The following is a 23,442-nucleotide window of genomic DNA, read 5'->3' on the forward strand; positions in this document are numbered from 1 at the left end:
CGTGCCAAGACCGAGCCGTCCGTCGCGATTCAGGCCTCGAGGAGCGCCGCCTCGGGCGACGTCACCGCCGAGACCGCGGCCCGGGCACGCACGAGCGCCGCATCGCCGGCCCCCGCGGCGCCGAGCGCCAGCAGGGCCGCCCCGACGATGGGTGCGTCGTCGACGATGCCCAGTCGCGCGCGCGGCGCGACCGCCGCGAGCTCCGACCGGATGCCCCGGAGCAGACGCTCATCGCCCGACCGGGCGATTCCGCCGCCGAGCACCACGGGCACCTCGTGGTCGAGCAGGTCGAGTCGGGTGAGGCACGCCCGGGCGAAGTCGGCCAGCTCGGTCGCCTGCCGCTCGACGAGCGAGATCGCCACGGCATCGCCGGCGCGCGCCGCGGCGAACACCGCAGGAGCGAGCGCGATCAGCTCAGAGGCATCCCGGTCGCCGAAATGCAGGCCCTCGATGAGCTCGCCCACCGAGCCGACGGCGAGCCGGCGCTCGATCTCGCCGACGAGCGCCGTCGCCGGGCCGCGCCCGTCGACCGCGCGCGCGGCATGCCACAGGACCTCCTCGCCGAGTCCGGACCCGCCGCCCCAGTCGCCCGACAGTGCGCCGAGCGACGGGAACCGCACCTGCGCGCCGTCGGCGCGGATGCCGATCGCGTTCACGCCGGTGCCGCACACGATCGCGACGGAGTCGGGCTCGTCGGTGCCGGCCCGCAGGAGGGCGTACAGGTCGTTGTCGACCACGAGCGACGCCGCGGCCCACGAGTGACCCGCGATCGCCGATCGGTAGCGCTCGATCTCGATCGGCAGGTCGAGGCCCGAGAGGTAGAGGCCGGCATGGACGACGGGCCGCTCCCCCGCGACCGCGCGCACGAGCCCGTCGACGACGTCGACCGACGCGTCGAGTCCCTCGAAGTGCGGGCTCGAACCGGGTCCGCGGCGGTGGGCGACGAGTTCGCCGTCGAGGCGCAGCGCGACGGCATCGGTCTTCGATCCCCCGCCGTCGACCGCGACCACGACGGCCGTGGCATCCGGCTCGTCGACCCGCCCGATCACGCCCACTCCAGGAAGCGGGCGTTCTCGGCCATGAGCAGGTCGGTGAGCCGCTCGGCGCGGTCGTGCTGCAGCACGAGCGGGTGGGCGCGCATGGCGCGCAGCACCCGGTCGCGCCCGCCGTGCACGGCCGCGTCGAGCGCGAGGCGCTCGTAGCCGGCGACCGCTGCCACGAGGCCGGCGAGGTCGTCGGCGAGCGGTGCGACCGGTTCGGCGACGAATCGCCCGTCGCGGTACGCGGCCGGCACCTCGATGACGTGGTCGTCGGGCAGGAACGGCAGCACGCCGTCGTTGCGGAGGTTCACGACGCGGGCTCGGTCGGCGCCACCCTGCATCGCGGCGAGCAGTTCGATCGCGGCCTCCGAGTAGAAGGCGCCGCCGCGGCCCTCGAGGGCCGCCGGCTTCACGTGCTGCGACTCGTCGGCGTAGAGCTCGAGGAGTTCGCGTTCGATCGCCTGCACCGCCTCGGCACGGGTCGGCTCGGCGAGCTGCTCGCGCAGCACCTCGTCGTGCGCGTAGTAGTAGCGCAGGTAGTACGAGGGCACGATGCCGAGCTGGGTGAGGAGCTCGGGCGCGAGGTGCACCTCGCCAGCGAGATCGCCGAGCCGGTCGGCGAGGAGCTCGGGCAGTCGGTCGCGACCGTCGATCGTGACGCTGCGTTCCCACGTGAGGTGGTTGAGTCCGACGTGGCCGAGGTGCACGCGGTCGTGCTCGACCCCGTAGAGCGATGCGTACCGACGCTGGAAGCCGATCGCGACGTTGCAGAGGCCGACCGCACGGTGCCCGGCCTCGAGGAGCGCACGCGTCACGATGCCGACGGGGTTCGTGAAGTCGACGATCCAGGCGTCGGGCTTCGCGTGGCGCCGCACGGTCTCGGCGATCCGCAGCACGACGGGCACGGTGCGCAGCGCCTTCGCGAGCCCGCCCGGTCCCGTCGTCTCCTGGCCGATGCAGCCCACCTCGTGCGGCCAGGTCTCGTCGGCGTGACGGGCGTGCTGTCCGCCGACCCGCAACTGGATGAGGACGGCGTCGGCGTCGGCGACCCCGTCGACGAGGTCGGTCGTACCGACGACGCGGGCGGAATGGCCGGCGTGCTCGAGCATCCGCCGCGACATCCCGGCGACGAGGGCGAGGCGCGATTCGTCGGGGTCGACGAGCCGCACCTCCTCGAGCGGCAGGGTCTCGCGCAGTCGCGCGAAGCCGTCGATGAGCTCTGGGGTATAGGTCGAACCGCCGCCGACGATGGCGAGTCTCATGGTCAGCCTTTCACTCCGGTCATGGTGATGCCCTCGACGAAGACGCGCTGGGCGAAGAAGAAGATGAGCACGACGGGCACCGTGACGAGCAGCGTCATCGCCATCGTCAGGCCCCAGTCGGTGCCGTGGATGCCTCGGAACGAGGCCAGCCCGTAGGCGACCGGCCACGCCGCCGAGTTCTCGGACGTGTAGAGCAGCGGGCCGTAGTAGTCGTTCCACGAGTGGAAGAACATGAAGATCGCGGTGGCGGCGATGCCCGGCTTCGCCATCGGCACCATCACCCGGGTGAGCACGCCCCACTCGCCGTTGCCGTCGATGCGAGCGGAGTCCGCGTACTCGGACGGGATCGTGAGGAAGAACTGCCGGAGCAGGAAGATCGAGAACGCGTCGCCGAGCAGGTTGGGCAGGATGAGCGGCCAGAGCGTGCCGGTCAGGCCGAGCTGCGACCACATGACGTAGATCGGGATCGCCGTCACCTGCGGCGGCAGCAGCATCGCGATGATGATGGCCGTGAAGATGAGGTTCGCGCCGCGGAACCGGATCTTGGCCAGCACGTACGCCGCGGGCACGCTCGAGAGCAGCATGAACGCCGTCGCGAGCACCGCGTAGATCGTCGAGTTGCCGAACCAGAGCGCGAGCGGCACCTCGGTGAACGCCGTCGTGTAGTTCGACCACTCGAACGGGTCGGGCCAGAACGACGCCGTGAGCGTCTGCTCGCTCGACATGAGCGACGTGAGCGCGACGAACACGATCGGGGCGATGAAGAGGATCGCGAGCGCGACGAGGAGGGCGTTCTCGGCGATCCAGGCGAGGGTCGTGCGGAGTCTCATGCGGCGTTCTCCGGGGTGAAGGCCTTGAACCGGCGCAGCAGCATCACGAGGAGCACGCTCGCGACGACGAAGAGGATGACGGCGAGCGCCGAGGCGTAGCCGAGCTGGTAGTTGGCGAAGCCGCGCACGTAGAGCCACTGCGTGTACGTGAGCAGCGAGTTGTCGGGGTAGCCGAGCGCCGACCCCGTGCCCTCGCCGACGACGGCCTTGCCGTTGGCGACGGTCGAGGCGACGGCTGCCTCGGTGAAGTACTGGAGCGCGGCGATCACACCGGTGATGACTGCGAACAGCAGCACCGGGCGGATGTTCGGCAGCGTCACGTAACGCAGTTGCTGCACGCCGTTGGCGCCGTCGAGCGACGCCGCCTCGTACTGCTCGCGCGGGACGTCGAGCAGCGAGGCGAGGAAGATGATCATGATGTCGCCCATCACCCAGATGCCGAGGATCACGAGCGAGGGCTTCGACCAGGCGGGGTCGTTGAACCACAGCGGCCCGGGGATGCCGAAGAACTTCAGCACCTGGTTGACCGGTCCGGTGCCGGGGTTGAACAGGAACACGAAGGCGACGACGGATGCCACGGGCGGAACGAGCGCGGGGAGGTAGAAGACCGTGCGCCAGACGCCGGCGACGCGCTTCGCTCTCACGAGCAGCCCGGCGATGCCGAGGGCGAAGATGATCTTGATCGGCACGAGGAACACCACGAACCAGAGCGTGTTGAGCGTCGCGACCCACACCTTCGGGTCCTGGGTGAACAGGTAGGTGTAGTTGCGCAGGCCGATCCACTCGGGCGGCGACACCAGGTCGTAGCGGGTGAACGAGTAGTACACCGAGGCGACGAGCGGGTACACGAAGAAGATCAGGAGGCCCAGCAGGGCGGGCGCGAGCATCGACAGGACGACGAGGTTGCGCCGTCGGCGTGACCCGCGGGGGCGGGCGACGGTCACCGTCGCCCGCCCCCGGGCCGTGCGTACTGCAGTGGTCACCGGACTACGGGCCGGTCACGAGGGCGAGCTGGTCGTCGATCGCCTGGTCGACCCCGTCGAGGCCGGCCTGCAGATCGTCGACCGAGCCGTCCTGGTAGGTGTTCCAGAAGTCCTGGAACGTCTGCTGGTACCCGGCGCCGAGCGGGCTCGGCGGCGTCGTCGCCGAGTTCGGGTCGTTCATGATGTCGAGGAACGTCGTGAACTGGTCGGGAAGGTCGAGGTCGGGGCTCGCGAGCGCGTCGGCCGTGGTCGGCACGTTCTTGAGTCCGTTCGCGAGCTTCACGACGGCGTCGGTGTCGGTCGTGAGGTACTTGAGCAACGCCCAGGCGAGCTCGGGCTCCTTCGACCCCTTCGAGATGCCCGCGATGTTGCCCGTGATGTAGCCCGCGCCGTACAGGTCGTCCTTGCCGTCGAGCACCGGCATGGGGGCCGTGCCGTAGTTCAGGTCGGGCGCCTGGTCGGCGATGAAGGCCGTGCGGTACTCGCCGTCGAGGTTCATCGCGACGGCGCCCTTCTGGAAGGGGTTGTCGGCCGAGAACTCCTGGCCGAGGCCCGAGGTGAAGGTGTTCAGCTTGTCGTAGCCGATCTTCTGCACGTACGCCTCCTGCCACTCCATGAGGTCGTTCCACGTGCCCGACGAACCGACCGCGCTCGTGCCGTCGTCGTTGAGCCACTCGCCGCCGGCGAGCGGGCCGTAGTGCGCGGCCGAGTTCTCGGCCCAGCCCATCATCGGGTTGAAGCCGAGCGTCTTGATGCTGCCGTCGTCGTTGTACGTCGTGAGCGCGTCGGCCATCGTCTCCAGCTCGCTCAGCGTCTTCGGCGGCTCCGAGAAGCCGGCCGCGCTCAGCAGGTCCTTGTTGTAGTAGAGGCCGTAGGCATCGGCGAGCACGGGCATCGAGCAGCGCGTGCCGTCGAACTCGGTGTAGCTCTTGACGATGTCGGGGAACTGCCCGAGGTCGACGCCGTCGCGCTCGATGACGTCGTTGAGGTCGCGGAACGCGCCCGTCGAGCAGAAGTTGCCGACGATGTCGGTCGAGTAGCTGAGGCCGAGGTCGACCTTGCTGCCCGTCGCGATCGCCTTGCGGAGCTTCTCGTCGTCCTGGCCGGAGTGCACCTCGACCTTGACACCGGGGTTCTCCTTCTCGAAGTCGTCGACGACGGACTGGATGACGTCGGCCTCGCGGTCGGAGAAGAAGTGCCAGAAGGAGACGGTGCCCTCGAGGTTCTTCGGCGTGCTGGTGGCGAAGTCGGTGCCGCTCGTGTCGGACGAGCAGCCGGACAGCGCGAGCGCTGCGGCGGTGGCGAGGGCCGTCGCGATCGCGACGGTGCCGGCCAGTGATCGATTTCTCATGATGTCCTCATTGGTGCGGTCGGTGTGAGTGGGATACGGGTGCAACTGCGGTGGTGCGGTCGTTCACGGGTGCAACTGAGGTGGTGCGTTCGGTTCACGCGATGAGGGAACTGACGTCGTCGAGGAGCGACGCCCGCACCTCGGCGACGAGTCGGTCGCGCGCGCCGCGGAGCACGGGGTGCTCCTCGACGCTCGTCGCGACGACGTCGGGCGACCAGCGCGTGGTGCGCCGGAGGGTCGTGCGCACGGCGTCGGCGAGGGCCTTGCCGCCGGCCGCCCCGGTCGGGCCGCCGAGCACGACGAGTCCGGGGTCGACGAGCGCGGCCAGCGGAGCGAGGCCGATCGCGATGCGCTGGGCGAGCTGGGCGATCGCGTCGTCGCGACCGGGCGAGGCCTCGAGACGGGCGAGTCGCTCCGCGAGCGTACGCCCGGCGATGCCGTTCGCACGGAGCACGCGGCCGACCGCCGGACCGCCCATCAGGTCTTGCAGGTCGACCGCCGTGGGGTCGATGTCGGCGGCCGCGGCGGGCACCTCGAGGTAGCCGATCTCGCCCGCGCTGCCGCCGGCACCGCGCACGAGGTCGCCGTCGAGGTCGATCGTGACGCCGAGGCCGTTGCCCATCCAGAGCAGCGCGAAACCCGCCGTGCCGGCGCCCGCGCCGCGCGTGCGCTCGGCGATCGCCGCGAGGTTCACGTCGTTCTCGATCGTCACGATGCGCTGCAGGCTGTCTTCGAGGCTGCCGCGGATGCCGCGGCGGGGCCAGCCCGGAAGCGCCTCGGCGAACGACAGCTCGTCCGTGCGGGAGTCGACGGCGCCCTGCACGCCGACCATGACCCGACGGACGCGCTCGGCGTCGATGCCTGCGGCGTCGGACGCCGCCTCGATCGCCCAGGTGAGGTCGCCGTGGGCCGTGCGCGCGCCGCCGGGCTGCTTCGCCGGACGTTCGACGACGGGGTGGTCGTCGCCGGCCGCATCGACCGCCGCGGCGCGGATGGTCGTGGCCGTCACGTCGACGGCGACGCCGTAGACGAGGTCGGTGCGTGCGGCGTAGCCGGCCGCGTTCGGCCCGCGGCCGCCCGACACCTCGCCGACGACGTGGATGAGCCCCGCGCCCTCGAGTCGCGACACGATCTGCGACGCGGTCGGCTTCGACAGGCCCGAGAGCTCGCCGATGCGATTGCGGGTGAGCACGCCGTGCTCGAGCAGCAGCGCGTAGGCGGTGCGGTCGTTGACCGCGCCGAGCCATGCCGGGGTGCCCTGCAACGACTTCGCGCCCATTCCCTGCTCCTTCGCATCGGGTTCGACGCAAATGTAACAGGAAACTTTCTTGATAGTAAGAGGGCAGCCGGAATCGATGACGGCGCGATCAGGTCCGCGGAACGGCCCGCCCCGCCCCTACGCGGAGCGCGACGCGAGCAGCGCGGCCAGCGCGGGCAACTGCTCGGGGTCTTCGAGCGCCGATCCGACGGCGACGGTGCGCACACCCCGCGCGAGGAAGACGCCGGCGTTGGCGGCATCCATGCCACCCGTCGCGACGAACCGTGCCTCGGGGAACGGGCCGGCCATCGCGCCGAACCAGGCCGGTCCGAGGAGCGACGCGGGAAACGCCTTCAGCCAGGTGAGGCCGAGCGACATCGCCTGCTGCACCTCGGTCGCGGTCGCGACGCCGGGCAGCGGCGGCAGGCCCGCCTCGAACGACGCACGTACGATTCGCTCGTCGAAGCCGGGGCTGACCGTGAAGGCGGCACCCGCGGCGCGGGCCTCGTCGACGTGACGCCTGGCGACCACGGTGCCGGCACCGACGATGCGCCCCTCGGCGCGCCCGGCCTCGGCGACGGCGGCGAGCGCCTCGACGTCTTCCGCCGACTGGATCGGCAGTTCGACGACGTCGATGCCGAGCGCCCACGCCTGACGCGCCAGCTCGAGGCTGCGCTCCACGCCGAGGCCGCGGAAGATCGCCATCAGCGGGCGACCCGCGAGCAGCGTGTCGAAGGCGCGGTTGTCGATGGTCGTCATGGCGTCGGCTCCTCGGTGCTCTGACGTGCTGCGGTCGGGATGCCGCGGGGGAAGTCGCTCGTCTCGCCGAGCACGAGCACGGCGCGATCGTGACCGGTACCGAGTCGCGCGGCGGCATCGCGACCCTCGAGGAGCGCGGCGAGGTAGCCGGCGGCGAACGCGTCGCCCGCTCCGACCGCTTCGACCACCTCGACCGCGTGCGCCGCGGCATGTGCGACACCGTCGGTGCCGTCGGCGGCGCGCCCGAACTCCGTCGCGCCGACGTCGCCGTCCTTCACGACGAGCCGGCCGGGCTCGGGGAGGAGGGCGCGCACGTCACTCGGGGTGGACGTGCCCCACAGCCGGGCCGCCTCGTCGAGTCCGACGAAGACGAGGTCGGCGGCGGCGGCGAGCGCGCGCAGGCGTCGCGCAGCGGCCGCGGTCGACGACCACAGGGCCGCGCGATGGTTGACGTCGAAGCTCACGAGCGCCCGCGCCGCGCGGGCACGGGAGACGAGCGCGTCGAGCATCGCGTCGCAGTCACTCGAGAGTGCCGCGGTGATGCCACTCAGATGCACCACGCGAACGCCGTCGAGCGGCAGCCGCTCGGCGAACGCGGGCGACATGCGCGATGCGGCGGAGCCGGCGCGGTAGTACTGCACACCGTTGCCCGGATCCTTGACATAGAGACCGGTCGGCGCCGCGGCATCCCGTTCGACCAGGCTGGCGTCGACGCCGCGGGTCGAGAGCTGGGCGACGAGGCGGCGGCCCAGCGCGTCGTCGCCGACGCGACCGGCCCAGGCCGCGGCGTGGCCGAGTGCGGCGAGGTGCGAGGCGACGTTCGACTCGGCGCCGGCCGCCTCGACGTGGAAGTCGACGGCTCGCTCGAGCGGCTCGGCGAGGGCGGGTGTCACGAGCGCCATCGTCTCGCCGACGGCGATGAGCTCGGGCTGCGGGGCGGCGGTCACCGGTCTATGCTGACCGGTGTGCACGCGTTGCGCAAACGCGTTGCAGCATTCGCAACATACCGAAGGAGCGCACCGGATGTCCCGCCTCACGCCGCTCGCCGAGACCGCCGACACCCGCCTCGAGTCGAGCGACAAGGGCCTACCGGCCCGTGCCGCCGGCCTCAGCGTGCGCGAGTTCCTCGCGACCGCACCGACGCTCGCCGAGTTCTGGACTCCCCTGCTCGCACTCGACCGGGCAGCGCTCGAGCACAACGCCTCGACCATCCAGCGCTGGTGCGCCGAACGCGGGCTCGAGCTCATGCCGCACGGCAAGACCACCATGGCCCCGGCCCTGTGGCGTCTGCAGCTCGAGGCCGGCGCGACCGGCCTCACCCTCGCGACCCCGGGCCAGGTGCGCACCGCCCGCTCGTTCGGAGTTCGCTCGATCATGCTCGCGAACGCGCTCGTCGCACCCGATGCGCTCGCGTGGCTCGCCGCCGAACAGGCCGCCGACGCGTCGTTCGAGTTCTGGTCGTGGGTCGACTCGATCGAGACCGTCGAGGCGATGGAGCGCGGGCTCGCGGCGGCGATCGACGCACCGGCGCGCCCGCTCGCGGTGCTCGTCGAGCTCGGCGCCGGCGGCGGTCGCACGGGAGCCCGCGGACTCGACGAGGCGGTCGAGATCGCCCGCCGAGTGGCCGACTCCCCCGCACTCCGGCTCGCCGGAGTCGCCGGGTACGAAGGCAGCCTCGGTCACGACCGCTCCTCGGTCGCGGTCGCCGCCGTGCGCGACTACCTCGCCGACCTGCTCGAACTGCACGACGAGGTTCGCCGGCTCGCCGCACCGACCGACGGCCCGCTCGTCGTCACGGCCGGCGGCAGCGCCTACCTCGACCTCGTCGCCGACGTCTTCGGACCCGGGATCGAGGCCGACGCCGAGGTGCACGCGACGCGCTGGGTGCTGCGCTCGGGCGCGTCGCTCGTGCACGACGAGGGCTTCTACCGCGGCATCTCCCCCATCGACGCCGAACTCACCCCGGCGATGCGCGGGCACGCCCGCATCGTGTCGCATCCCGAACCCGGGCTCGCCCTGCTCGACGGGGGCAAGCGCGACCTGCCGTACGACGAGGGGATGCCGGTGCCGCTCGGCGTCGCCGCCGAACCGGGCGCCGACGTGCGGCCCCTCGGCGAGGCATCCGTCACCGCCGTCAACGACCAGCACGCGTACCTGCGGGCCGAGGCGGGCGGCGTGCTCCCGGTCGGCATCGGCGACGTCGTCGCGCTCGGCCTCTCACACCCGTGCACCGCGTTCGACAAGTGGCGGTGGATCCCCGTCGTCGAGCACGCCGGCAGCGACCGCGTCGTCGACCTCGTGCGCACGTACTTCTGAGGCCCGCTGTGACCGTGCTGATCACGAATGCGCGCGTCGTCGACGCGACCGGCGAACGGCCCGGGCTGCACGACGTGCTGCTCGAGGGCGGGCGGGTCGCGCGGATCGTCGAGACGTCAGGTGCGGGTTTCGAGACGCTCGCTGCGCTCGCTCCTCAACCCACGACCATGGTCGACGCGGGCGGGCGGCTGCTCATGCCCGGCTTCGTCGACGCCCACTCGCACGCCGACGCGGCCGTCTTCGTCCCCGAGGTGCAGCTCGCACTGCTCCGCCAGGGGGTCACGACCGTCATCGGCGGTCAGGACGGGGTCGGTTTCGCCCCGGGCGACGGCGTCTACGGCACCGAGTACTTCGCGGCGATCAACGGACCGCACCCGCACTACGCGGGCGGCGGCATCGCCGGCCTCCTCGCCGGGTACGACGGCGCGACCGCGCTCAACGTCGCCACCCTCGTCCCGGCAGGCACCGTCCGCTTCGCCGTGATGGGCCGCTCGACCGCATCACCGACCCGCGCCGAGCTCGACGAGATGCGCGACCTCGTCGCATCCGGCCTCGACGACGGCGCCGCGGGCCTCTCGACCGGTCTCGATTACGTTCCCGGTGTGTTCGCCGATGCCGCCGAGCTCGCCGAACTCACCCGGCCCGTCGCCGATGCGGGCGGCGTGTACGTCTCGCACATGCGCGGCGGCTACGAGGCGAACTCGGCCGCGGGCATCGACGAGATCGCCGCGATCGCCGCGGCCGGCGGGGTGCGCGTGCACGTGTCGCACTTCCACGCCGAACCCGGCATCGTTCGCGACCAGCTCGCCCGTCTCGCGGCCGCGGGCGTCGACGCGAGCTTCGACGCCTACCCCTACACGCGTGGCTGCTCGATCCTCGCGATGCCGATCCTGCCCGCCGAGCTCACCGTGCGCCCCGCCGACGAGGTGGTCGCCGTGCTGGCCGATCCCGCTTCGCGCCGACGGCTGCGCCGCGACTGGTTCCCGACGATCACCGGCTACGCGAGCCTCGGGCCCGACTGGCCGGCCATGCTCACACTCGCGCACGTCGCGGCGCCCGAGTACGACTGGGCGCACGGGCTCACCCTCGCCGAGGGCGCGGTGCAGGCGACCCGGCGCACGGGCGTCGACACCGATGCGATCGACTTCGCCCTCGACGTGCTCGTGGCGTCGCGGCTCGAGGTCAACGTCGTGATGGCGGTGCAGCACGAGCGCAGCGACGACGAGCTTGCGGCGATCCTCTCGCTGCCCAGCGCGATCGGCGGCTCCGACGGCATCTTCCTCGGCCGCCATCCTCATCCGCGGGCGCGCGGGTCGTTCGCGAGGTACCTCTCGCTGCTCGTGCGCGAGCAGGGGGCGATGAGCTGGCCGGATGCCGCGGCCCTCGTCTCCGCGCGCGCGGCCGAGCGGTTCGGACTCGGCGATCGAGGCGTCGTGCGCGAGGGCGCGATCGCCGACCTCGTGCTCGTCGACCCCTCGCACGTCGGCCCGCGCGCGGCATACGACGCGCCGCTCGGGCTCGCCGAGGGCATCGACGACGTGTTCGTCGCGGGCGTGCCCGTGCTCGCGGGCGGCGAGCTCACCGGGGCGACACCGGGCATGGGGCTTCGGCGGTCGACGAACGTCAGCGGGTTGAGGAGCGAAGCGTCCCGAAACCCGGGGTCAGGTTTCGAGACGGTCGCTGCGCTCCCTCCCCAACCCGGATCTGGAAGGGAGGGCTGACATGTCGCAGAGCGTGACGCGCGCGGCGCGCATCATCGAGGCGATCGCCGCCGACCCGCGGACGGTCGCCGAGCTCGCCGAGGAGTTCTCGCTGCACCGGTCGACGATGTTCCGCGAGCTGCAGGCGCTCGAGTCGGTCGGCTGGGTGCGCAAGCGCGGCTCGGGCCGGTACACCCTCGGCACGCAGCTCGCGGCGCTCTCGAAGCAGGCGCTCGACTCGCTCGACCTGCGCGAGGCCGGCTCCGAGCACGTGCGCCGGTTGCAGCGCCGCACGGGCAACACCGTGCACCTCGCCGCACTCATGGACCGCTCGATCGTCTACGTCGACAAGGCCGAGGACGAGTCCGGCGTGCGCATGTACTCGCGCATCGGTCGCGCCGTGATCCCCTACTGCTCGGCGGTCGGCAAGGCGATCCTCGCCGACCTCGACCGGGCGGGCCGTGACGCGGTGCTCGACGGCGTCGTCTGGCAGCGGTACACCGACCTCACGATCGACTCGCGCGAGCGGCTCGACCGCGAACTGGCGCTCGTCTCCGCCCGCGGCTACGCGACCGACGACCGAGAGTTCGAGGCCTTCGTGAACTGCATCGCCGTGCCCATCCGCAGTTCGATGGGCATCGTCGGCGCGCTCTCGGTCACGGCGATCCGCATGGTCGCCGACCTCGACCGGCTGAAGGCCGACCTGCCCGCGATGCGGGAGACCGCCGAGCTCATCTCGCGAGAGCTCGGCTGAACCGGATGCCTCGGCCGAGGCATCCCCCTCGACCACCCACACACAGGAGGAACCCCATGTCCAAGACCGCCGTCACCCTCTCGAACGCGCCGAAGCCGGCCGGGCCCTACAGCCACGGCGTCGTCGCGAACGGATTCCTGTACACGGCGGGCTTCGGCCCGCAGGACCCGGCGACCGGGCTCGTCGTCGAGGGCGGCGTGAAGGAGCAGACCCGCCAGGTGCTGCGCAACATCGGCGCGGTGCTCGCCGAGTACGGGCTCACCCACGACGACGTCGTGAAGGTCACCGCCCACCTCGAGGACCTCGCCGACTTCGCGGAGTACAACGAGGCGTACGCCGAGTTCTTCACCGAGCCGTACCCCGTGCGCACCACGGTCGGCTCGCGACTCGCGAACATCCTCGTCGAGATCGACGTCGTCGCCGCGATCCCGCAGGGCTGACGCCGGCCGGTCGAGTAGCGCGAAGCGCGTATCGAGACCACCGGTCGGTCGAGTAGCGCGAAGCGCATCTCGAAACAACCGGTTCCCCGGCATCCGTGGTCTCGATACGGCGCTGCGCGCCTACTCGACCGACGAGTTCGTCAGGCGATGCCGCCGCCGTCGACGACGAGCGCCGAACCGGTGACGTAGCTCGACTCGTCGCTCGCGAGCCACACGACCGCCGCGGCGATCTCACGCGGTTCGCCCATGCGCCGCAGCGGCCGGTCGGCGGCCTCGGCGAGGAACCCGTCCTCGGCCTGGCCGAGCTGGCGTGCCTCGTCGCGCAGCATCCCGGTGTTCACGTCGCCCGGGTTCACCGAGTTGACGCGGATGCCCTGCGGGCCGTGGTCGATCGCGAGCGCGCGGGTCATGTTGACGACGGCCCCCTTCGAGGCGCAGTACGAGATCGCCTGGCCGCCGCCCTTGAGGCCCCAGCCCGAGCCGGTGTTGACGATCGAGCCGCCGCCCGCGGCCGCCATGATCGGCACGACGTGCTTGCACATGAGGAAGATCGACCGCACGTTCACGCCGAACACGCGGTCCCACTCCTCGACGGTCGTCTCGACGGCGGTCGTGCGGCGGATGATCCCCGCGTTGTTGAACACGACGTTCACGCCGCCGAACTCGTCGACCACGGTCTGCACGACCCGTTCGATGTCGGCCTCGCTCGCGACGTCCGCGCCGATCGCGACGGCGGTGCCGCCGGCCTCGCGGATCTCGTCGGCGACGGCCTGCGCGGCTTCGAGGTCGAGGTCGACGACGGCGACCTTCGCGCCCTCGGCGGCGAGCGCGATCGACGTCGCGCGGCCGATGCCGCCCGCGCCGCCGGTGACGATGGCCTGCTTGTTCTCAAGGCGCATGGCCTTCTCCTTCGGTGTGGGGGTTGGTGTTGTCAGTCTGGTCGGCTGCCTCGGCGTCGGGTGCCTGCACCGGGTAGACGCTCGTGGTGGAGGGGCCGGTGATCACGCGCGCGAACCCCGCGAGGCGGGCGTCGACGTGCGGGTCGCCGGTGTCGACGAGCAGTGGGCGCCCGCCGAGGTCGATGAGCTTCTGCTCGGGGGCGACGACGACGAGCGGGTCGTCGTCGAGCAGGCGCAGCACGCGTGCCGAGAGCTGCTGGTTGCCGCGTCCGAGCAGGAAGCCCTGCCCGCCGATGACGCTGACGACGGCCTTCGCCGGCCCGCGCGAGATCTCGTCGACGAGCTCGCGCTCGCTCGCACCCGCGAGCACGACCCGGCCGTCGAGCACGACGTCGACCCCGAGCGGGGTCTTCTCGATGCCGAGCTCGCGGGCGAGTTCGGCCATCGTGCCGCCCGGCCCGAGCAGGTAGCGGATGCCGGGCCGCATCTCGCGGGCGGCACCGCGTGCCGCGCCGACGACCGCGGCATGTTCGCTCGTCGGCGTCGCCGCCTTGCGCGACTGGGTGCGGCCCGCCCGGTAGGGCACGAGCATGGTGTCGTAGAGGCGCGGTTCGACGCGGGCACGCCGCATGGCCGCCTCGTCGATGTCGAGCACCTCGCGCTCCTGCAGGGGCAGGGCTGCGCCGGTCTCGGATGCCTCGACCCACGCTTGGGCGAGCGCGCCGGCCGCGCGCGGACTCACGGCGAAGACGGGTGAGTACATCTTGACGCCGGCGGGGATGCCGAGGGCGGCGACCCGTGCAGCCGCCGCGTCGCCGACCAACACGCCTGCCTCCCGTGTGGAGGAACTTCTCGCCGACACGCCGGTGTCGGCGGCCGTCGGCTCGGCGTGTCGGGCAGAAGTTCCTACGGAAGCGAGCGCGGCGTCCGCGCCGAGGCCCGCGGCCACGTCGCGCGCGGTGCCGTCGCCGCCCGCGAAGAGCACGAGGGTGGCGCCGGCGGCGACGAGCGCGCGCACGGCGGCGGTCGTGTCCGTCGGTGTGGTCGTGCACCCGGACGCCTCGGGGTCGGCGCCGGCCGGCCGGTAGACGACGCGCGGCTCGAGGCCTGCGGCGCGTACCGCGTCCTCGCCCATCGGGCCGGCGGCGGTGAGGACGACCGGGCGCCCCAGGTCGGCCGGGTTTCGAGACGGTCGCTGCGCTCCCTCCGCAACCCGCGAAGCGGAAGCGACGACCTCGAGCGCGAGCCTCGCCCGTTCGCCCGCCTGCGGTGCGGCACCGCGCGCGGCGGCCTCCGCCTGCACGGCCGCGCCGTCGGAGCCGGCGAGCCCAGCGGGACCGCCGACCCCGGCGACGGGGTTCACGACGAGGGCGAGCATGCTCAGGCGGCCGGCTCCGCAGCGGGGGCCTCGGTGGTCTCGGTGGTCTCGATACGCTGCGCTACTCGACCGACCGAGCCGAAGTACTTGCGCTGGTAGGCCCGCCACGTGATGGCCCAGCGCTCGGGGTCGTCGAGGTCGTCGTGGTGGGTGTGGTGCACGGTCTGGTTGTGCGGCGCGGTGCGCACGACCTCGGGCTCCTCACGGGCTTCGCGCGCGACCTCGGCGAGCGTGGCGACGTACTCGTCGATCTCGGCCATGGAGTACGACTCGGTCGGCTCGAGCGTGAACGGCTGCGGCACGACGTACGGGTGGTGGCTCGTCCAGTAGTGCATGCCGAAGTCGGTCATGCGGATGCCGATCTCCTCGGACGAGATGCCGGTGTCCTCGAAGAGCTCCTGCCATGAGTAACGAACCTGCTCGATGCGGCGACGGCCCTCGGCGTACGGCGCCGAGGCGCCGGGGATGTCGGTGACCTTCTTGAGCAGGTAGTTGTTGTTGAGCACGGCGATCTCGGCGGCGGCGAGGAGGCCCTCGGCACCGAGGGCCATGATCCACGAGTAGGCGCGCACGATGTTCGGGATCACGCCGTGGAACGGGGCGACCGCGCCGATCGACTGCGGGCCGGCCTGCTGCACGTCGAACGACGCCGACCCCGAGGCATCCACCGACCGCACGATGCGCGGACCCGGCAGGAACGGCGCGAGCGCGGCGCTCACCGCGTTGGCACCGGCACCCGGACCGCCGCACGCGTGCGGGGTCGAGAACGTCTTGTGCAGGTTGAAGTGGCACACGTCGAACCCGGCGTCGCGGGCGCGGGTGATGCCGAGGATGCCGTTCGCGTTCGCCTGGTCGTACGAGGCGAGCGCACCCACCTCGTGCGCGGCATCCACCCACTGCTTGATCGCCGGGTTGTAGATGCCGGTGTCCTCGGGGTTGGTGACCATGATCGCGGCGGTGCGGGGCGAGAGCGCGGCCTTGAGGGCCGCGAGGTCGGGGTAGCCGTCGGCGTCGGGGAACACGGTGATGACGTCGTAGCCCGCCGCCTTCGCCGCCGCCGCGTTGGACGGGTGGCTGAAGATCGTCGTGATGACCTCGCGACGCTGCTCGCCCTCGCCGTTCGCCTCGTGATACGCGCGGATCATCGCGATGTTCGACCAGATCGCGGCCGAGCCGCCCTGGGTGTGGAGCGACACCTCGTCCATGCCCGAGATCTCGGCGAGCATGCGCTCGAGGTTCCAGGCGATCTCGAGCACGCCCTGCGCGTCGGCCGGATCCTGCAGCGGGTGCATCGCGGTGAGCTGCGGCACGCCGATCAACTGGTCGTTGATCTTCGGCGAGTACTTCATGGTGCAGGTGCCCTGGCCGATGTCGACGTTGAGGTCGGCGCCGAGGTTCTCCTGCGAGAGGCGCAGGTAGTGCTTGAGCACGCGCTGCTGCCCCATCTCGGGGAGAGCGGGGGCGACCGCGCGGCGCAGCCCCGCGGGCAGGTCGGCGACGATGTCGCCGACGACCTCGCGCACGCCCGGCTCGATCGGCGTGACGAGCACGCCACGCTCGCCCGGCGTGGAGAGCTCGAAGATGACCGGCTCGTCCCAGCTGGCCTGGTGGAAGCGACGGATCGCGGGCTTGGGGGCGATGGGGAGCGTCATGCGCGGTCCTCCTTGGTGGTCGTGACGGTGGATGCCCCGGCGAGCGCGCCGATCGCGGCGGCGAGCCGGTCGATGTCGGCCTGGCCGGTGACTTCGGTTACGCACACGACGAGCTCGTGCTCGCCGAGCACGACGCCGGGCTCGATGCCCTGGCGTCGCAGCGCCTCGACGACGCCCTGCGCGGTGAGCCCCGCGCCGGCCACGTCGATCGTGAACTCGCGCAGGTGCAGGGCCTCGTCGCCGAGCGCGACGCCCGGGATGGCGGCGAGCTGCTGCTGGGCGTACCGCGTGCGGGCGAGCAGAAGCTCGCCGAGGTCGCGCATGCCCTGCGGGCCCATGAGCGCGAGGTAGACGCCGGCGGCGATGCCCCAGAGGGCGGCGGCGGTGCCGACCCACTCCTTGCCCTCCTCGCGGAGGGCGAACGAGGTGCGCTCGTAGGCGACGTCGCCGAAGCCGACCTCGCCCGGCACGTCGGTCGTCGCGAGGCCGAAGAGGCGCGAGGGCATCTCCATGACGAACGTCGGGTCGTCGTGCACCGCGATGAATCCGCCGTGCGCGCCGCCGAACCACTGGTGCAGGCCGAGCGACTGGATGTCGCCGCACACGATGTCGGCGCCCTGCTCGGCGGGCGGGGTGAGCACGCCGTAGCCGATCGGGTCGGTGCCGACGACGACGACCGCCCCGACCGCGTGCGCGGCCTCGGCGATCGCGGGCAGCGACGCCTCGACGGCGCCGGTCACGCTCGGCGTCTCGATCCACACGGCCGCGACGTCGTCGCCCAGTCGTGCGGCGACGGCCGCGACATCCGCCGTGCCGTTCACCGTCTCGACCTGCTCGAGGTCGAGGTGCACGCGCACGTAGTCGAGCACCTTCGAGTACTTGGCGGGCAGCACGTCGCTCGCGACCAGTACGCGGCGGCGACCGGTGATGCGCCCGGCCATGGCGAGACTCGTCGCCGTGGCCTGGTAACCGTCGTAGGTGGGCACGTTCACGACGTCCATCGCGAGGAGCTCGGCCATGAGCGACTGGTACTGGAACAGGGCTTGGAACCGGCCGTGGTCCTCGTACGGCTCGCCCGCGTACGCGGTGAGGAACTCGCTGCGGTTGATCACCTCGTCGACGACGGCGGGCACGTAGTGGTGGTAGGTGCCGTGGCCGAGGAAGCTCAGCCGCTCGTCGGTCGAGCGGTTCTTCGCGAGCAGGCCGCGCACGTGGCGGGCGAGGTCCTGCTCGGCGACGAGCGGCGCCGGCAGGTCGAGCGCTCGTCCGAGGCGGAGCTCGGCGGGCACGTCGGCGTAGAACTCGTCGGTCGATGCGGCGCCGACGGCGTCGAGCATCGCCTGCTTCGTGGCGGGTGCGGTGTTGGGGATGTACGGATGGACGAAGGTGTCGGTCATGGTGCCTCAGTCGTTCGTGTCGTGTGCGTGGGACAGGGTGATGAAGGGCGGCTCCGCCGCGCGCGGGGTCGCGAGCACGGCGGCGCCGAAGCGCGGGAGCGTCAGGGTGGTGCGGCCACCGGTGGTCGAGGAGCGGAGCGTTTCGAGACCCTCGCCACCGAGCAGGTCGTTCGCGCCCGTCGGCACGTCGACCGTGATCTCGCGGCGGCCGTGGTTGAGCACGAAGGTGTAGTCGGTCGTCTCGTCGCTGCGGGTGACGGCCTCGAGGTCGAGGTCGATGCGCTCGCGCGCCGGCAGACCCGCCGCCGCGAGCGCGTCGCGGAACAGCGCGACGAGCCCGTCGTGCTCGAGCACGCAGCTCACGTACCAGGCGGCGCCGGGTCGGTCGGTCGAGTAGGCGCGAAGCGCCGTATCGAGACCACCGACGGCGCGCCGCGTGATCGCAGCGCGCCCGTCGAGCTCACCCGACGCGTACCGCGCGAGCACCTCGGTGCCGTCGTGCACCTCGAGCCACTCGCCCCAGGTGGGGACGTCGAACTCGCCGCCGGCGGAGAACGCGACGCGTTCGGCGAGCCCGTCGGCCACGGGCCACTGCTCGTCGACCTCGATGCCGAGGAGTCCACGCAGCGGACCGGGCGCTCCCCCGTCGTGCACCTTCTCGGTGTCGTCGACGACGCCCGAGAACGGGCCGACGACGAGCTGCCCGCCTCTGGCGACGAAGTCGGAGAACACCTGCGCTTGCGCAGCATCCGCGACGTAGAGATTCGGCACCACGACGACGTCGTACCCGTCGAGCGGGCCGGTGGCGCGCACGGTGTCGACCGCGTGGCCGAGCGCGTGCAGCGCAGCGTGCCAGGCGCGCGTCTGGGCGAGCCACTGCAGTCGCTGCGAGGGCAGCGACTCGGTGGCCGACGAGCCCCACCACGAGTCGTGGTCGACGACGAGCGCGATGCGCGAGCGCACCCGGCTGCCTCGCACGGGCTCGAGCTGCTTCAGCTCGGCGCCGAACGCCTTCGCCTCTTGGAACGAGCGGGATGCCTCGCCACGGTGCCCGACCATCGCGGAGTGGAACTTCTCCTGCCCGTACTTGGCCTGCCGCCACTGGAACACCATCGCGCCGTCGGAGCCGTGCGCGATCGCCTGCAGGCTTCCGATGCGGTAATGGCCCGGCGCCTTCGGCACGTTCACGTCGCGCCAGCTGACGCCGCTCGGCGCCTGCTCGAGCAGCAGCCACGGCTGCCCGCCCTTGAGCGAGCGCATGTAGCCGTAGTTGAGCGCGGCCGGCACGTGCGCGAGCGGGTCGGCCGGGTCGGGGTAGGCGTCGTCGGTGACGAGGTCCTCGGCGGCGGCGAACTTCCAGTAGTCGAGGTCGCGCAGGATCGACATGAAGTTCGTGGTGACGCCGATCTCGGGGGTGATCTCGCGGAGGATGTCGACCTCGAGCTGGAAGAGCTCGAGCAGCGCGTCGGACGAGAAGCGCTCGAAGTCGAGGAGCTGCGTCGGATTCACCGGGCCGGTCGAGCGGCGCGGCGCCTCGATGTGCGCCCAGTCGGTGTAGCGCTGGCCCCAGACGTTGACGCCCCAGGCCTCGTTGAGGCCGTCGAGGTCGCCGTAGCGGGCCTCGAGCCAGCGACGGAAGTGCGCCGACGACTCGGGGCACCAGCAGCGCGACACGTGGTCGCCGTACTCGTTGGAGACGTGCCAGAGGGCGAGGGCGGGGTGGTCGCCGTACCGGTCGGCCATCGCCCGCGTCATCCGCGCGACGTTCTCGCGCCAGACCGGCGAGCTCGGGCAGTACGCCTGCCGCGACCCGAATTCGAGGCGCTGACCGGCTTCGTTCCACGGCAGCATCTCGGGGTGCGAACGAATGAGCCACGACGGCGGCGTCGCGGTCGCGGTCGCGAGGTCGACGGCGATGCCGCCCGCCCAGAGCAGGTCGATGATGCGGTCGAGCCAGTCCCACTCGTAGACGCCGGGAGCTGTCTCGAGCTGCGGCCACGAGAAGACCGGCAGGCTCACGATGTTGACCCCGGCCTCGCGCATGAGGCGGATGTCCTGGTGCCAGACCTCCTCCGACCACTGGTCGGGGTTGTAGTCGCCGCCGTAGGCGAGCGCGTCGAGGCGGATCGCTCGAGGGGACTCGTCGGTCACACCTGCTCCTCTCTGAGTGTGCGCGGGGGTGTACATCTGCGATGCAGAATGTATTCTGTATACAGACACCGTAAACCGGATGCCGGAAGCGGTCAAGCCCGGCCTCGGCCCTAGGCTTGCCGCGACGGACGAACGGCCGCTCGCGGCCTGAAAGGCGATCTTCATGGCGATCGAACGCAAGAACCTGCGCTCGCAGGTCCGTGAGGAATTGCTCGCACGCATGCGCGCCGGCGAGGTGCAGCCGGGCGAGGGCATCAACGAGGTGCAGCTCGCCGGCGAGCTCGGCGTCAGTCGCACCCCCCTGCGCGAAGCGCTCATCGCCCTCGAGAGCGAGGGTCAGATCACGAGCGAGAACGGCAAGGGGTTCCGGTTCGTGCCGCTCAGCGCCAGCGAGTTCGAAGACCTCGCGCCCGTGATGGCGGCGCTCGAGAGCCTCGCCCTCGAGCTCAGCCCCGTCGACGAGTTGCGGAAGATCGGCGCGCGCCTGTCGACGCTCGCGGCCGAGTTCGACCAGGAGGTCGTCGAGCACGCCCTCGTGGTCACGAAGGACGACGAGTGGCACGGCATCATGCTCTCGGCCTGCCCCAACCGCCGACTCCTCGACGTGATCGAGAGCGTGCGCGGCGCCTTCCACCGCTACGAGTCGCTGCTCGTGCCGAACAACGTGATGATCGAGCGCGTCGCGGCCGAGCACGCCGCGATCGCCGCCTGTCTCGCCGACGGTGACGTTCCCGGCGCCGTCGCGGCGCTCAAGATCAACTGGCTGCACGGCATGCGCCGCATCCTCGACAACGCCTCGAGCCCCTACTTCACGGCGTAGCAGCCGGTCGGTCGAGTAGGGCGAAGCCCGTATCGAGACCACCGCTCCCGTCGGTCGGTCGAGTAGGCGCGCAGCGCCGTATCGAGACCACCACTCGTCCTCCCCACGAGCGTCGAGCACTGATGCCTCGGTGAATCACGGCCGCGAGGCATCCATGTCGCCGACGACCCGTGATGATCGCCGAATGGCCTTCATGTACATCCTCGAGTGCCGCGACGGCTCGTACTACGTCGGCAGCACCAAGAACCTCGACCGCCGCCTCGCCGAGCACAACTCGGGCGCTGGCGCCGAGTACACGCGACGACGTCGCCCGGTGGCGCTCGTCTTCCAGCACGAGTTCGACCGGATCGATGACGCGTACTTCGCCGAGAAGCACGTACAGGGGTGGGGCCGTGCGAAACGGTCGGCGCTGATCGAGGGGCGGTTCGAGTTGCTGCCGGAGCTCGCGAGGAAGCGGTTCCCGAAGAAGGCGGACGAGTAGGCGCGAGAGCATGCTCCCCGGTGGTCTCGATACGCGCTTCGCGCCCTACTCGACCGACCGCCGGGTGGCCTCGATACGGCGCTTCGCGCCTACTCGACCGACCCGGCCTCCTACCCCTTCACGGCCCCGCCGAGCAGGCCCGAGACGAACTGCTTCTGGAAGACCAGGAACAGCACGAGCAGCGGCAGCGTGGCGAGCAGCGACCCGAGCATGAGGCCCGAGTAGTCGACCCGTGACATGCCGATCATCGTGTTGAGCGCCACCGGCACCGTGTACTTGTCCTCGGTGTTGAGCATGAGCAGGGGCCAGATGAACGAGTTCCACTGGCTGATGAAGGTGTAGATCACGAGCGCCGCGAGCTGCGGCCGCGCGACGGGCAGCACGATGCGCCAGAACGTGCGCAGCTCCCCCGCCCCGTCGATGCGGGCCGCCTCGATGAGCGTAACGGGGAAGTCGAGGAACGCCTGCCGCATCAGGAAGATGCCGAACGCGTTCGCGAGGAACGGCAGGATCACCGCCTGGTACGTGTCGATGAGCCCCGCGCTCGCCATCATCTGGAAGAGCGGCACGAGCAGCACCTGCATCGGGATCATCATGGTCACGAGCACGACGCCGAGCAGCACACCCCGCCCGCGGAACCGGTACGTCGCGAGCCCGTACCCGGCCATGACGCTCACCGCCGACGAGAACACGGTGTACACGACCGCGACGCCGAAGCTGTTGAGCATCACCTGGCTGAAGTTCACCGACTCCTGCAGGCGCGCGAGGTTCTCCCACAACTGGTCGCCGGGCAGCACCGGGAGCGGCGTGCCGAAGAGCTCCGGCGTCGAGTGCGTCGACGCGATCACCATCCAGAGGAACGGCACGACCGCGAGCACGCTCGAGACGACGAGCACGAGGTAGACGGGCAGGCGCAGGATGCCCCGGCGCAGTGCCGGCCCGGGGCCGGAGGGCCGCTCCTCGCGGGGCACCCCCACGGCGGGATTGACGGCGGTCAGGGCGCTCGTCGCGGTCACGGCTTCTCCCTCATGAGGCGGAACTGCACGATCGAGATGATCGCGGTGATGACGACGAGCATCCAGGCGATCGCCGACGCGTACCCGAAGTCGAACTGCCGGAACCCGACCTTGTACAGGTAGAGCACGGGCGTCAGCGTCGCGTCGTTCGGGCCGCCCTCGGTGAGGATCCAGTTCTCGTCGAAGAGCTGCAGCGCGCCGATGGTCGAGGTGACCGTCGTGAAGATGAGCACCGGCCGCAGCTGCGGGATGACGATCCTCGTGAAGATCTGCCAGCGCCCGGCGCCGTCGATGCGGGCCGCCTCGTAAAGCTCGCCGGGGATCGACTGCAACCCCGCGAGGATGATGACCATGTTGTAACCGGTCCACCGCCACGTGATGGCTCCGATGAGGGCGACGCGCGCCCACCATTCGTTGTTGAGCCAGTCGACGGGCGCGACGCCGACGAGGCCGAGCATCTGGTTGACCGCTCCGCCGTCGGTCGCGAGCATCACCTTGAAGACGACCGCGTAGGCGACGAGCGTCGTGACCGCGGGCAGGAAGGTCAGCAGCCGGAACCCCGACCTGAACCGCAGCCAGGCCTGGTTGAGCAGGTACGCGAGACCGAGCGCGAGGCCGATCATGAGGGGCACCTGCACCACGAGGATGAGCAGGGCGTTGAAGAGGCTCTTCGCGACGAGCGGGTCCTCGAAGAGCCGCGCGTACTGCTCGAGCCCGACCCAGGTCGACACCCCGCCCGAGGTGGCGAAGAAGCTCTGCCAGAGCGAGGTGACGAGCGGGTACGCGAAGAAGATGACGAGCAGGGCGGCGGCGGGGAGTGCGAACCACGCCCCCGGCCGCTGGAGGCGTCGCCCCAGCGACCGGCGGCGGCCCGGGGCATCCGGTTTCAGGTTTCGGATGCCCCGGGCGGGTGCCGTTCCCCGCCCACCCGTGGTGAGCGTCGGCGAGGCCATGG

The 23,442-nt window shown here is 71.5% G+C and carries 21 protein-coding genes; 6 read left to right on the forward strand and 15 right to left on the reverse strand.

The window, feature by feature from the left end; translation table 11 throughout:
* Positions 1 to 29: 29 nt before the first annotated feature.
* The 8 genes from MUN74_RS03350 to MUN74_RS03385 form a co-directional block, all read right to left on the reverse strand.
* Positions 30 to 1,049, reverse strand: coding sequence for an N-acetylglucosamine kinase (locus MUN74_RS03350; RefSeq protein ID WP_244855003.1), 1,020 nt, complete (start codon positions 1,047 to 1,049; stop codon positions 30 to 32).
* The gene (locus MUN74_RS03355; protein WP_244855004.1) at positions 1,046 to 2,302 is read right to left on the reverse strand and encodes a family 4 glycosyl hydrolase; all 1,257 of its coding nucleotides are present in this window, start codon (positions 2,300 to 2,302) and stop codon (positions 1,046 to 1,048) included. Before MUN74_RS03355 ends, MUN74_RS03350 begins: the two co-directional genes overlap by 4 nt.
* Positions 2,303 to 2,304: 2 nt before the next feature.
* Positions 2,305 to 3,132 (reverse strand): carbohydrate ABC transporter permease, encoded by an 828-nt coding sequence (locus MUN74_RS03360; protein ID WP_244855005.1) that lies wholly within the window; start codon positions 3,130 to 3,132, stop codon positions 2,305 to 2,307.
* Positions 3,129 to 4,115, reverse strand: coding sequence for a carbohydrate ABC transporter permease (locus MUN74_RS03365; protein ID WP_244855006.1), 987 nt, complete (start codon positions 4,113 to 4,115; stop codon positions 3,129 to 3,131). Before MUN74_RS03365 ends, MUN74_RS03360 begins: the two co-directional genes overlap by 4 nt.
* A gap of 4 nt (positions 4,116 to 4,119) precedes the next feature.
* Positions 4,120 to 5,466, reverse strand: a complete 1,347-nt coding sequence (locus MUN74_RS03370) for an extracellular solute-binding protein (protein ID WP_244855007.1) — start codon at positions 5,464 to 5,466, stop codon at positions 4,120 to 4,122.
* Positions 5,467 to 5,560: 94 nt separating this feature from the next.
* Entirely contained in the window at positions 5,561 to 6,745 is a 1,185-nt protein-coding gene (locus MUN74_RS03375; protein WP_244855008.1) for an ROK family transcriptional regulator, read from the reverse strand.
* A 117-nt stretch (positions 6,746 to 6,862) separates the two neighbouring features.
* A complete protein-coding gene (locus tag MUN74_RS03380) occupies positions 6,863 to 7,483 on the reverse strand; it encodes a bifunctional 4-hydroxy-2-oxoglutarate aldolase/2-dehydro-3-deoxy-phosphogluconate aldolase (RefSeq protein ID WP_244855009.1) in 621 nt (206 codons plus the stop codon).
* Positions 7,480 to 8,430, reverse strand: a complete 951-nt coding sequence (locus MUN74_RS03385) for a sugar kinase (RefSeq protein WP_244855010.1) — start codon at positions 8,428 to 8,430, stop codon at positions 7,480 to 7,482. The genes MUN74_RS03380 and MUN74_RS03385 overlap by 4 nt, the downstream gene beginning before the upstream one ends.
* A gap of 76 nt (positions 8,431 to 8,506) precedes the next feature.
* On the opposite strand from MUN74_RS03385, the gene MUN74_RS03390 reads away from it, so the two are divergent.
* From MUN74_RS03390 to MUN74_RS03405, 4 genes are read left to right on the forward strand one after another with little or no spacing between them, the layout of a single operon-like run.
* Positions 8,507 to 9,799, forward strand: coding sequence for an alanine racemase (locus tag MUN74_RS03390; RefSeq protein WP_244855011.1), 1,293 nt, complete (start codon positions 8,507 to 8,509; stop codon positions 9,797 to 9,799).
* Positions 9,800 to 9,807: 8 nt separating this feature from the next.
* A complete protein-coding gene (locus MUN74_RS03395; RefSeq protein ID WP_244855012.1) occupies positions 9,808 to 11,520 on the forward strand; it encodes an N-acyl-D-amino-acid deacylase family protein in 1,713 nt (570 codons plus the stop codon).
* Between the two features lies 1 nt (position 11,521).
* Positions 11,522 to 12,253 (forward strand): IclR family transcriptional regulator, encoded by a 732-nt coding sequence (locus tag MUN74_RS03400; protein WP_244855013.1) that lies wholly within the window; start codon positions 11,522 to 11,524, stop codon positions 12,251 to 12,253.
* 56 nt (positions 12,254 to 12,309) lie between these two features.
* The gene (locus MUN74_RS03405) at positions 12,310 to 12,693 is read left to right on the forward strand and encodes a RidA family protein (protein ID WP_244855014.1); all 384 of its coding nucleotides are present in this window, start codon (positions 12,310 to 12,312) and stop codon (positions 12,691 to 12,693) included.
* Positions 12,694 to 12,833: 140 nt separating this feature from the next.
* Here the strand turns inward: MUN74_RS03405 and MUN74_RS03410 are convergent, their stop codons facing one another.
* Genes MUN74_RS03410 through MUN74_RS03430 form a run of 5 tightly spaced genes read right to left on the reverse strand, consistent with a single transcriptional unit; the run spans position 12,834 to position 20,170 of the window.
* Entirely contained in the window at positions 12,834 to 13,592 is a 759-nt protein-coding gene (locus MUN74_RS03410) for an SDR family NAD(P)-dependent oxidoreductase (protein WP_244855015.1), read from the reverse strand.
* Entirely contained in the window at positions 13,582 to 14,970 is a 1,389-nt protein-coding gene (locus MUN74_RS03415) for an ATP-NAD kinase family protein (protein ID WP_244855016.1), read from the reverse strand. The genes MUN74_RS03410 and MUN74_RS03415 overlap by 11 nt, the downstream gene beginning before the upstream one ends.
* A gap of 2 nt (positions 14,971 to 14,972) precedes the next feature.
* Positions 14,973 to 16,622, reverse strand: a complete 1,650-nt coding sequence (gcvPB, locus tag MUN74_RS03420; protein WP_244855017.1) for an aminomethyl-transferring glycine dehydrogenase subunit GcvPB — start codon at positions 16,620 to 16,622, stop codon at positions 14,973 to 14,975.
* Positions 16,619 to 18,019: an aminomethyl-transferring glycine dehydrogenase subunit GcvPA gene (gene gcvPA, locus MUN74_RS03425; RefSeq protein ID WP_244855018.1), complete on the reverse strand. Its 1,401-nt coding sequence runs from the start codon at positions 18,017 to 18,019 to the stop codon at positions 16,619 to 16,621. The genes gcvPB and gcvPA overlap by 4 nt, the downstream gene beginning before the upstream one ends.
* A 6-nt stretch (positions 18,020 to 18,025) precedes the next feature.
* Positions 18,026 to 20,170 (reverse strand): beta-galactosidase, encoded by a 2,145-nt coding sequence (locus MUN74_RS03430; protein WP_244855019.1) that lies wholly within the window; start codon positions 20,168 to 20,170, stop codon positions 18,026 to 18,028.
* Positions 20,171 to 20,333: 163 nt separating this feature from the next.
* Between MUN74_RS03430 and MUN74_RS03435 the strand changes: the two genes are divergently transcribed.
* Positions 20,334 to 20,990 carry a GntR family transcriptional regulator gene (locus MUN74_RS03435; RefSeq protein WP_244855020.1) on the forward strand — a complete coding sequence of 219 codons (657 nt, stop codon included), beginning with the start codon at positions 20,334 to 20,336 and terminating at the stop codon, positions 20,988 to 20,990.
* A 184-nt stretch (positions 20,991 to 21,174) separates the two neighbouring features.
* Entirely contained in the window at positions 21,175 to 21,471 is a 297-nt protein-coding gene (locus MUN74_RS03440; protein WP_244855021.1) for a GIY-YIG nuclease family protein, read from the forward strand.
* Between the two features lie 110 nt (positions 21,472 to 21,581).
* Here MUN74_RS03440 and MUN74_RS03445 read toward each other — a convergent pair whose 3' ends face one another.
* A complete protein-coding gene (locus MUN74_RS03445; RefSeq protein ID WP_244855022.1) occupies positions 21,582 to 22,487 on the reverse strand; it encodes a carbohydrate ABC transporter permease in 906 nt (301 codons plus the stop codon).
* On the reverse strand, positions 22,484 to 23,440 hold the full coding sequence (locus tag MUN74_RS03450; RefSeq protein ID WP_244855023.1) for a carbohydrate ABC transporter permease: 957 nt from the start codon (positions 23,438 to 23,440) through the stop codon (positions 22,484 to 22,486). Before MUN74_RS03450 ends, MUN74_RS03445 begins: the two co-directional genes overlap by 4 nt.
* Positions 23,441 to 23,442: the final 2 nt, after the last annotated feature.

This window comes from Agromyces sp. H17E-10, from assembly GCF_022919715.1.
GTDB lineage: Bacteria > Actinomycetota > Actinomycetes > Actinomycetales > Microbacteriaceae > Agromyces.

Excerpts from the sequence above, each read along its gene's own strand:
- MUN74_RS03355 (WP_244855004.1), bottom strand. The coding sequence starts at position 2,302 with ATGAGACTCGCCATCGTCGGCGGCGGTTCGACCTATACCCCAGAGCTC.
- MUN74_RS03360 (WP_244855005.1), bottom strand. The coding sequence starts at position 3,132 with ATGAGACTCCGCACGACCCTCGCCTGGATCGCCGAGAACGCCCTCCTC.
- MUN74_RS03370 (WP_244855007.1), bottom strand. The coding sequence starts at position 5,466 with ATGAGAAATCGATCACTGGCCGGCACCGTCGCGATCGCGACGGCCCTC.
- MUN74_RS03375 (WP_244855008.1), bottom strand. The coding sequence starts at position 6,745 with ATGGGCGCGAAGTCGTTGCAGGGCACCCCGGCATGGCTCGGCGCGGTC.
- MUN74_RS03380 (WP_244855009.1), bottom strand. The coding sequence starts at position 7,483 with ATGACGACCATCGACAACCGCGCCTTCGACACGCTGCTCGCGGGTCGC.
- MUN74_RS03390 (WP_244855011.1), top strand. The coding sequence starts at position 8,507 with ATGTCCCGCCTCACGCCGCTCGCCGAGACCGCCGACACCCGCCTCGAG.
- MUN74_RS03400 (WP_244855013.1), top strand. The coding sequence starts at position 11,522 with ATGTCGCAGAGCGTGACGCGCGCGGCGCGCATCATCGAGGCGATCGCC.
- MUN74_RS03405 (WP_244855014.1), top strand. The coding sequence starts at position 12,310 with ATGTCCAAGACCGCCGTCACCCTCTCGAACGCGCCGAAGCCGGCCGGG.
- MUN74_RS03410 (WP_244855015.1), bottom strand. The coding sequence starts at position 13,592 with ATGCGCCTTGAGAACAAGCAGGCCATCGTCACCGGCGGCGCGGGCGGC.
- MUN74_RS03415 (WP_244855016.1), bottom strand. The coding sequence starts at position 14,970 with ATGCTCGCCCTCGTCGTGAACCCCGTCGCCGGGGTCGGCGGTCCCGCT.
- gcvPB (WP_244855017.1), bottom strand. The coding sequence starts at position 16,622 with ATGACGCTCCCCATCGCCCCCAAGCCCGCGATCCGTCGCTTCCACCAG.
- gcvPA (WP_244855018.1), bottom strand. The coding sequence starts at position 18,019 with ATGACCGACACCTTCGTCCATCCGTACATCCCCAACACCGCACCCGCC.
- MUN74_RS03435 (WP_244855020.1), top strand. The coding sequence starts at position 20,334 with ATGGCGATCGAACGCAAGAACCTGCGCTCGCAGGTCCGTGAGGAATTG.
- MUN74_RS03440 (WP_244855021.1), top strand. The coding sequence starts at position 21,175 with ATGGCCTTCATGTACATCCTCGAGTGCCGCGACGGCTCGTACTACGTC.
- MUN74_RS03450 (WP_244855023.1), bottom strand. The coding sequence starts at position 23,440 with ATGGCCTCGCCGACGCTCACCACGGGTGGGCGGGGAACGGCACCCGCC.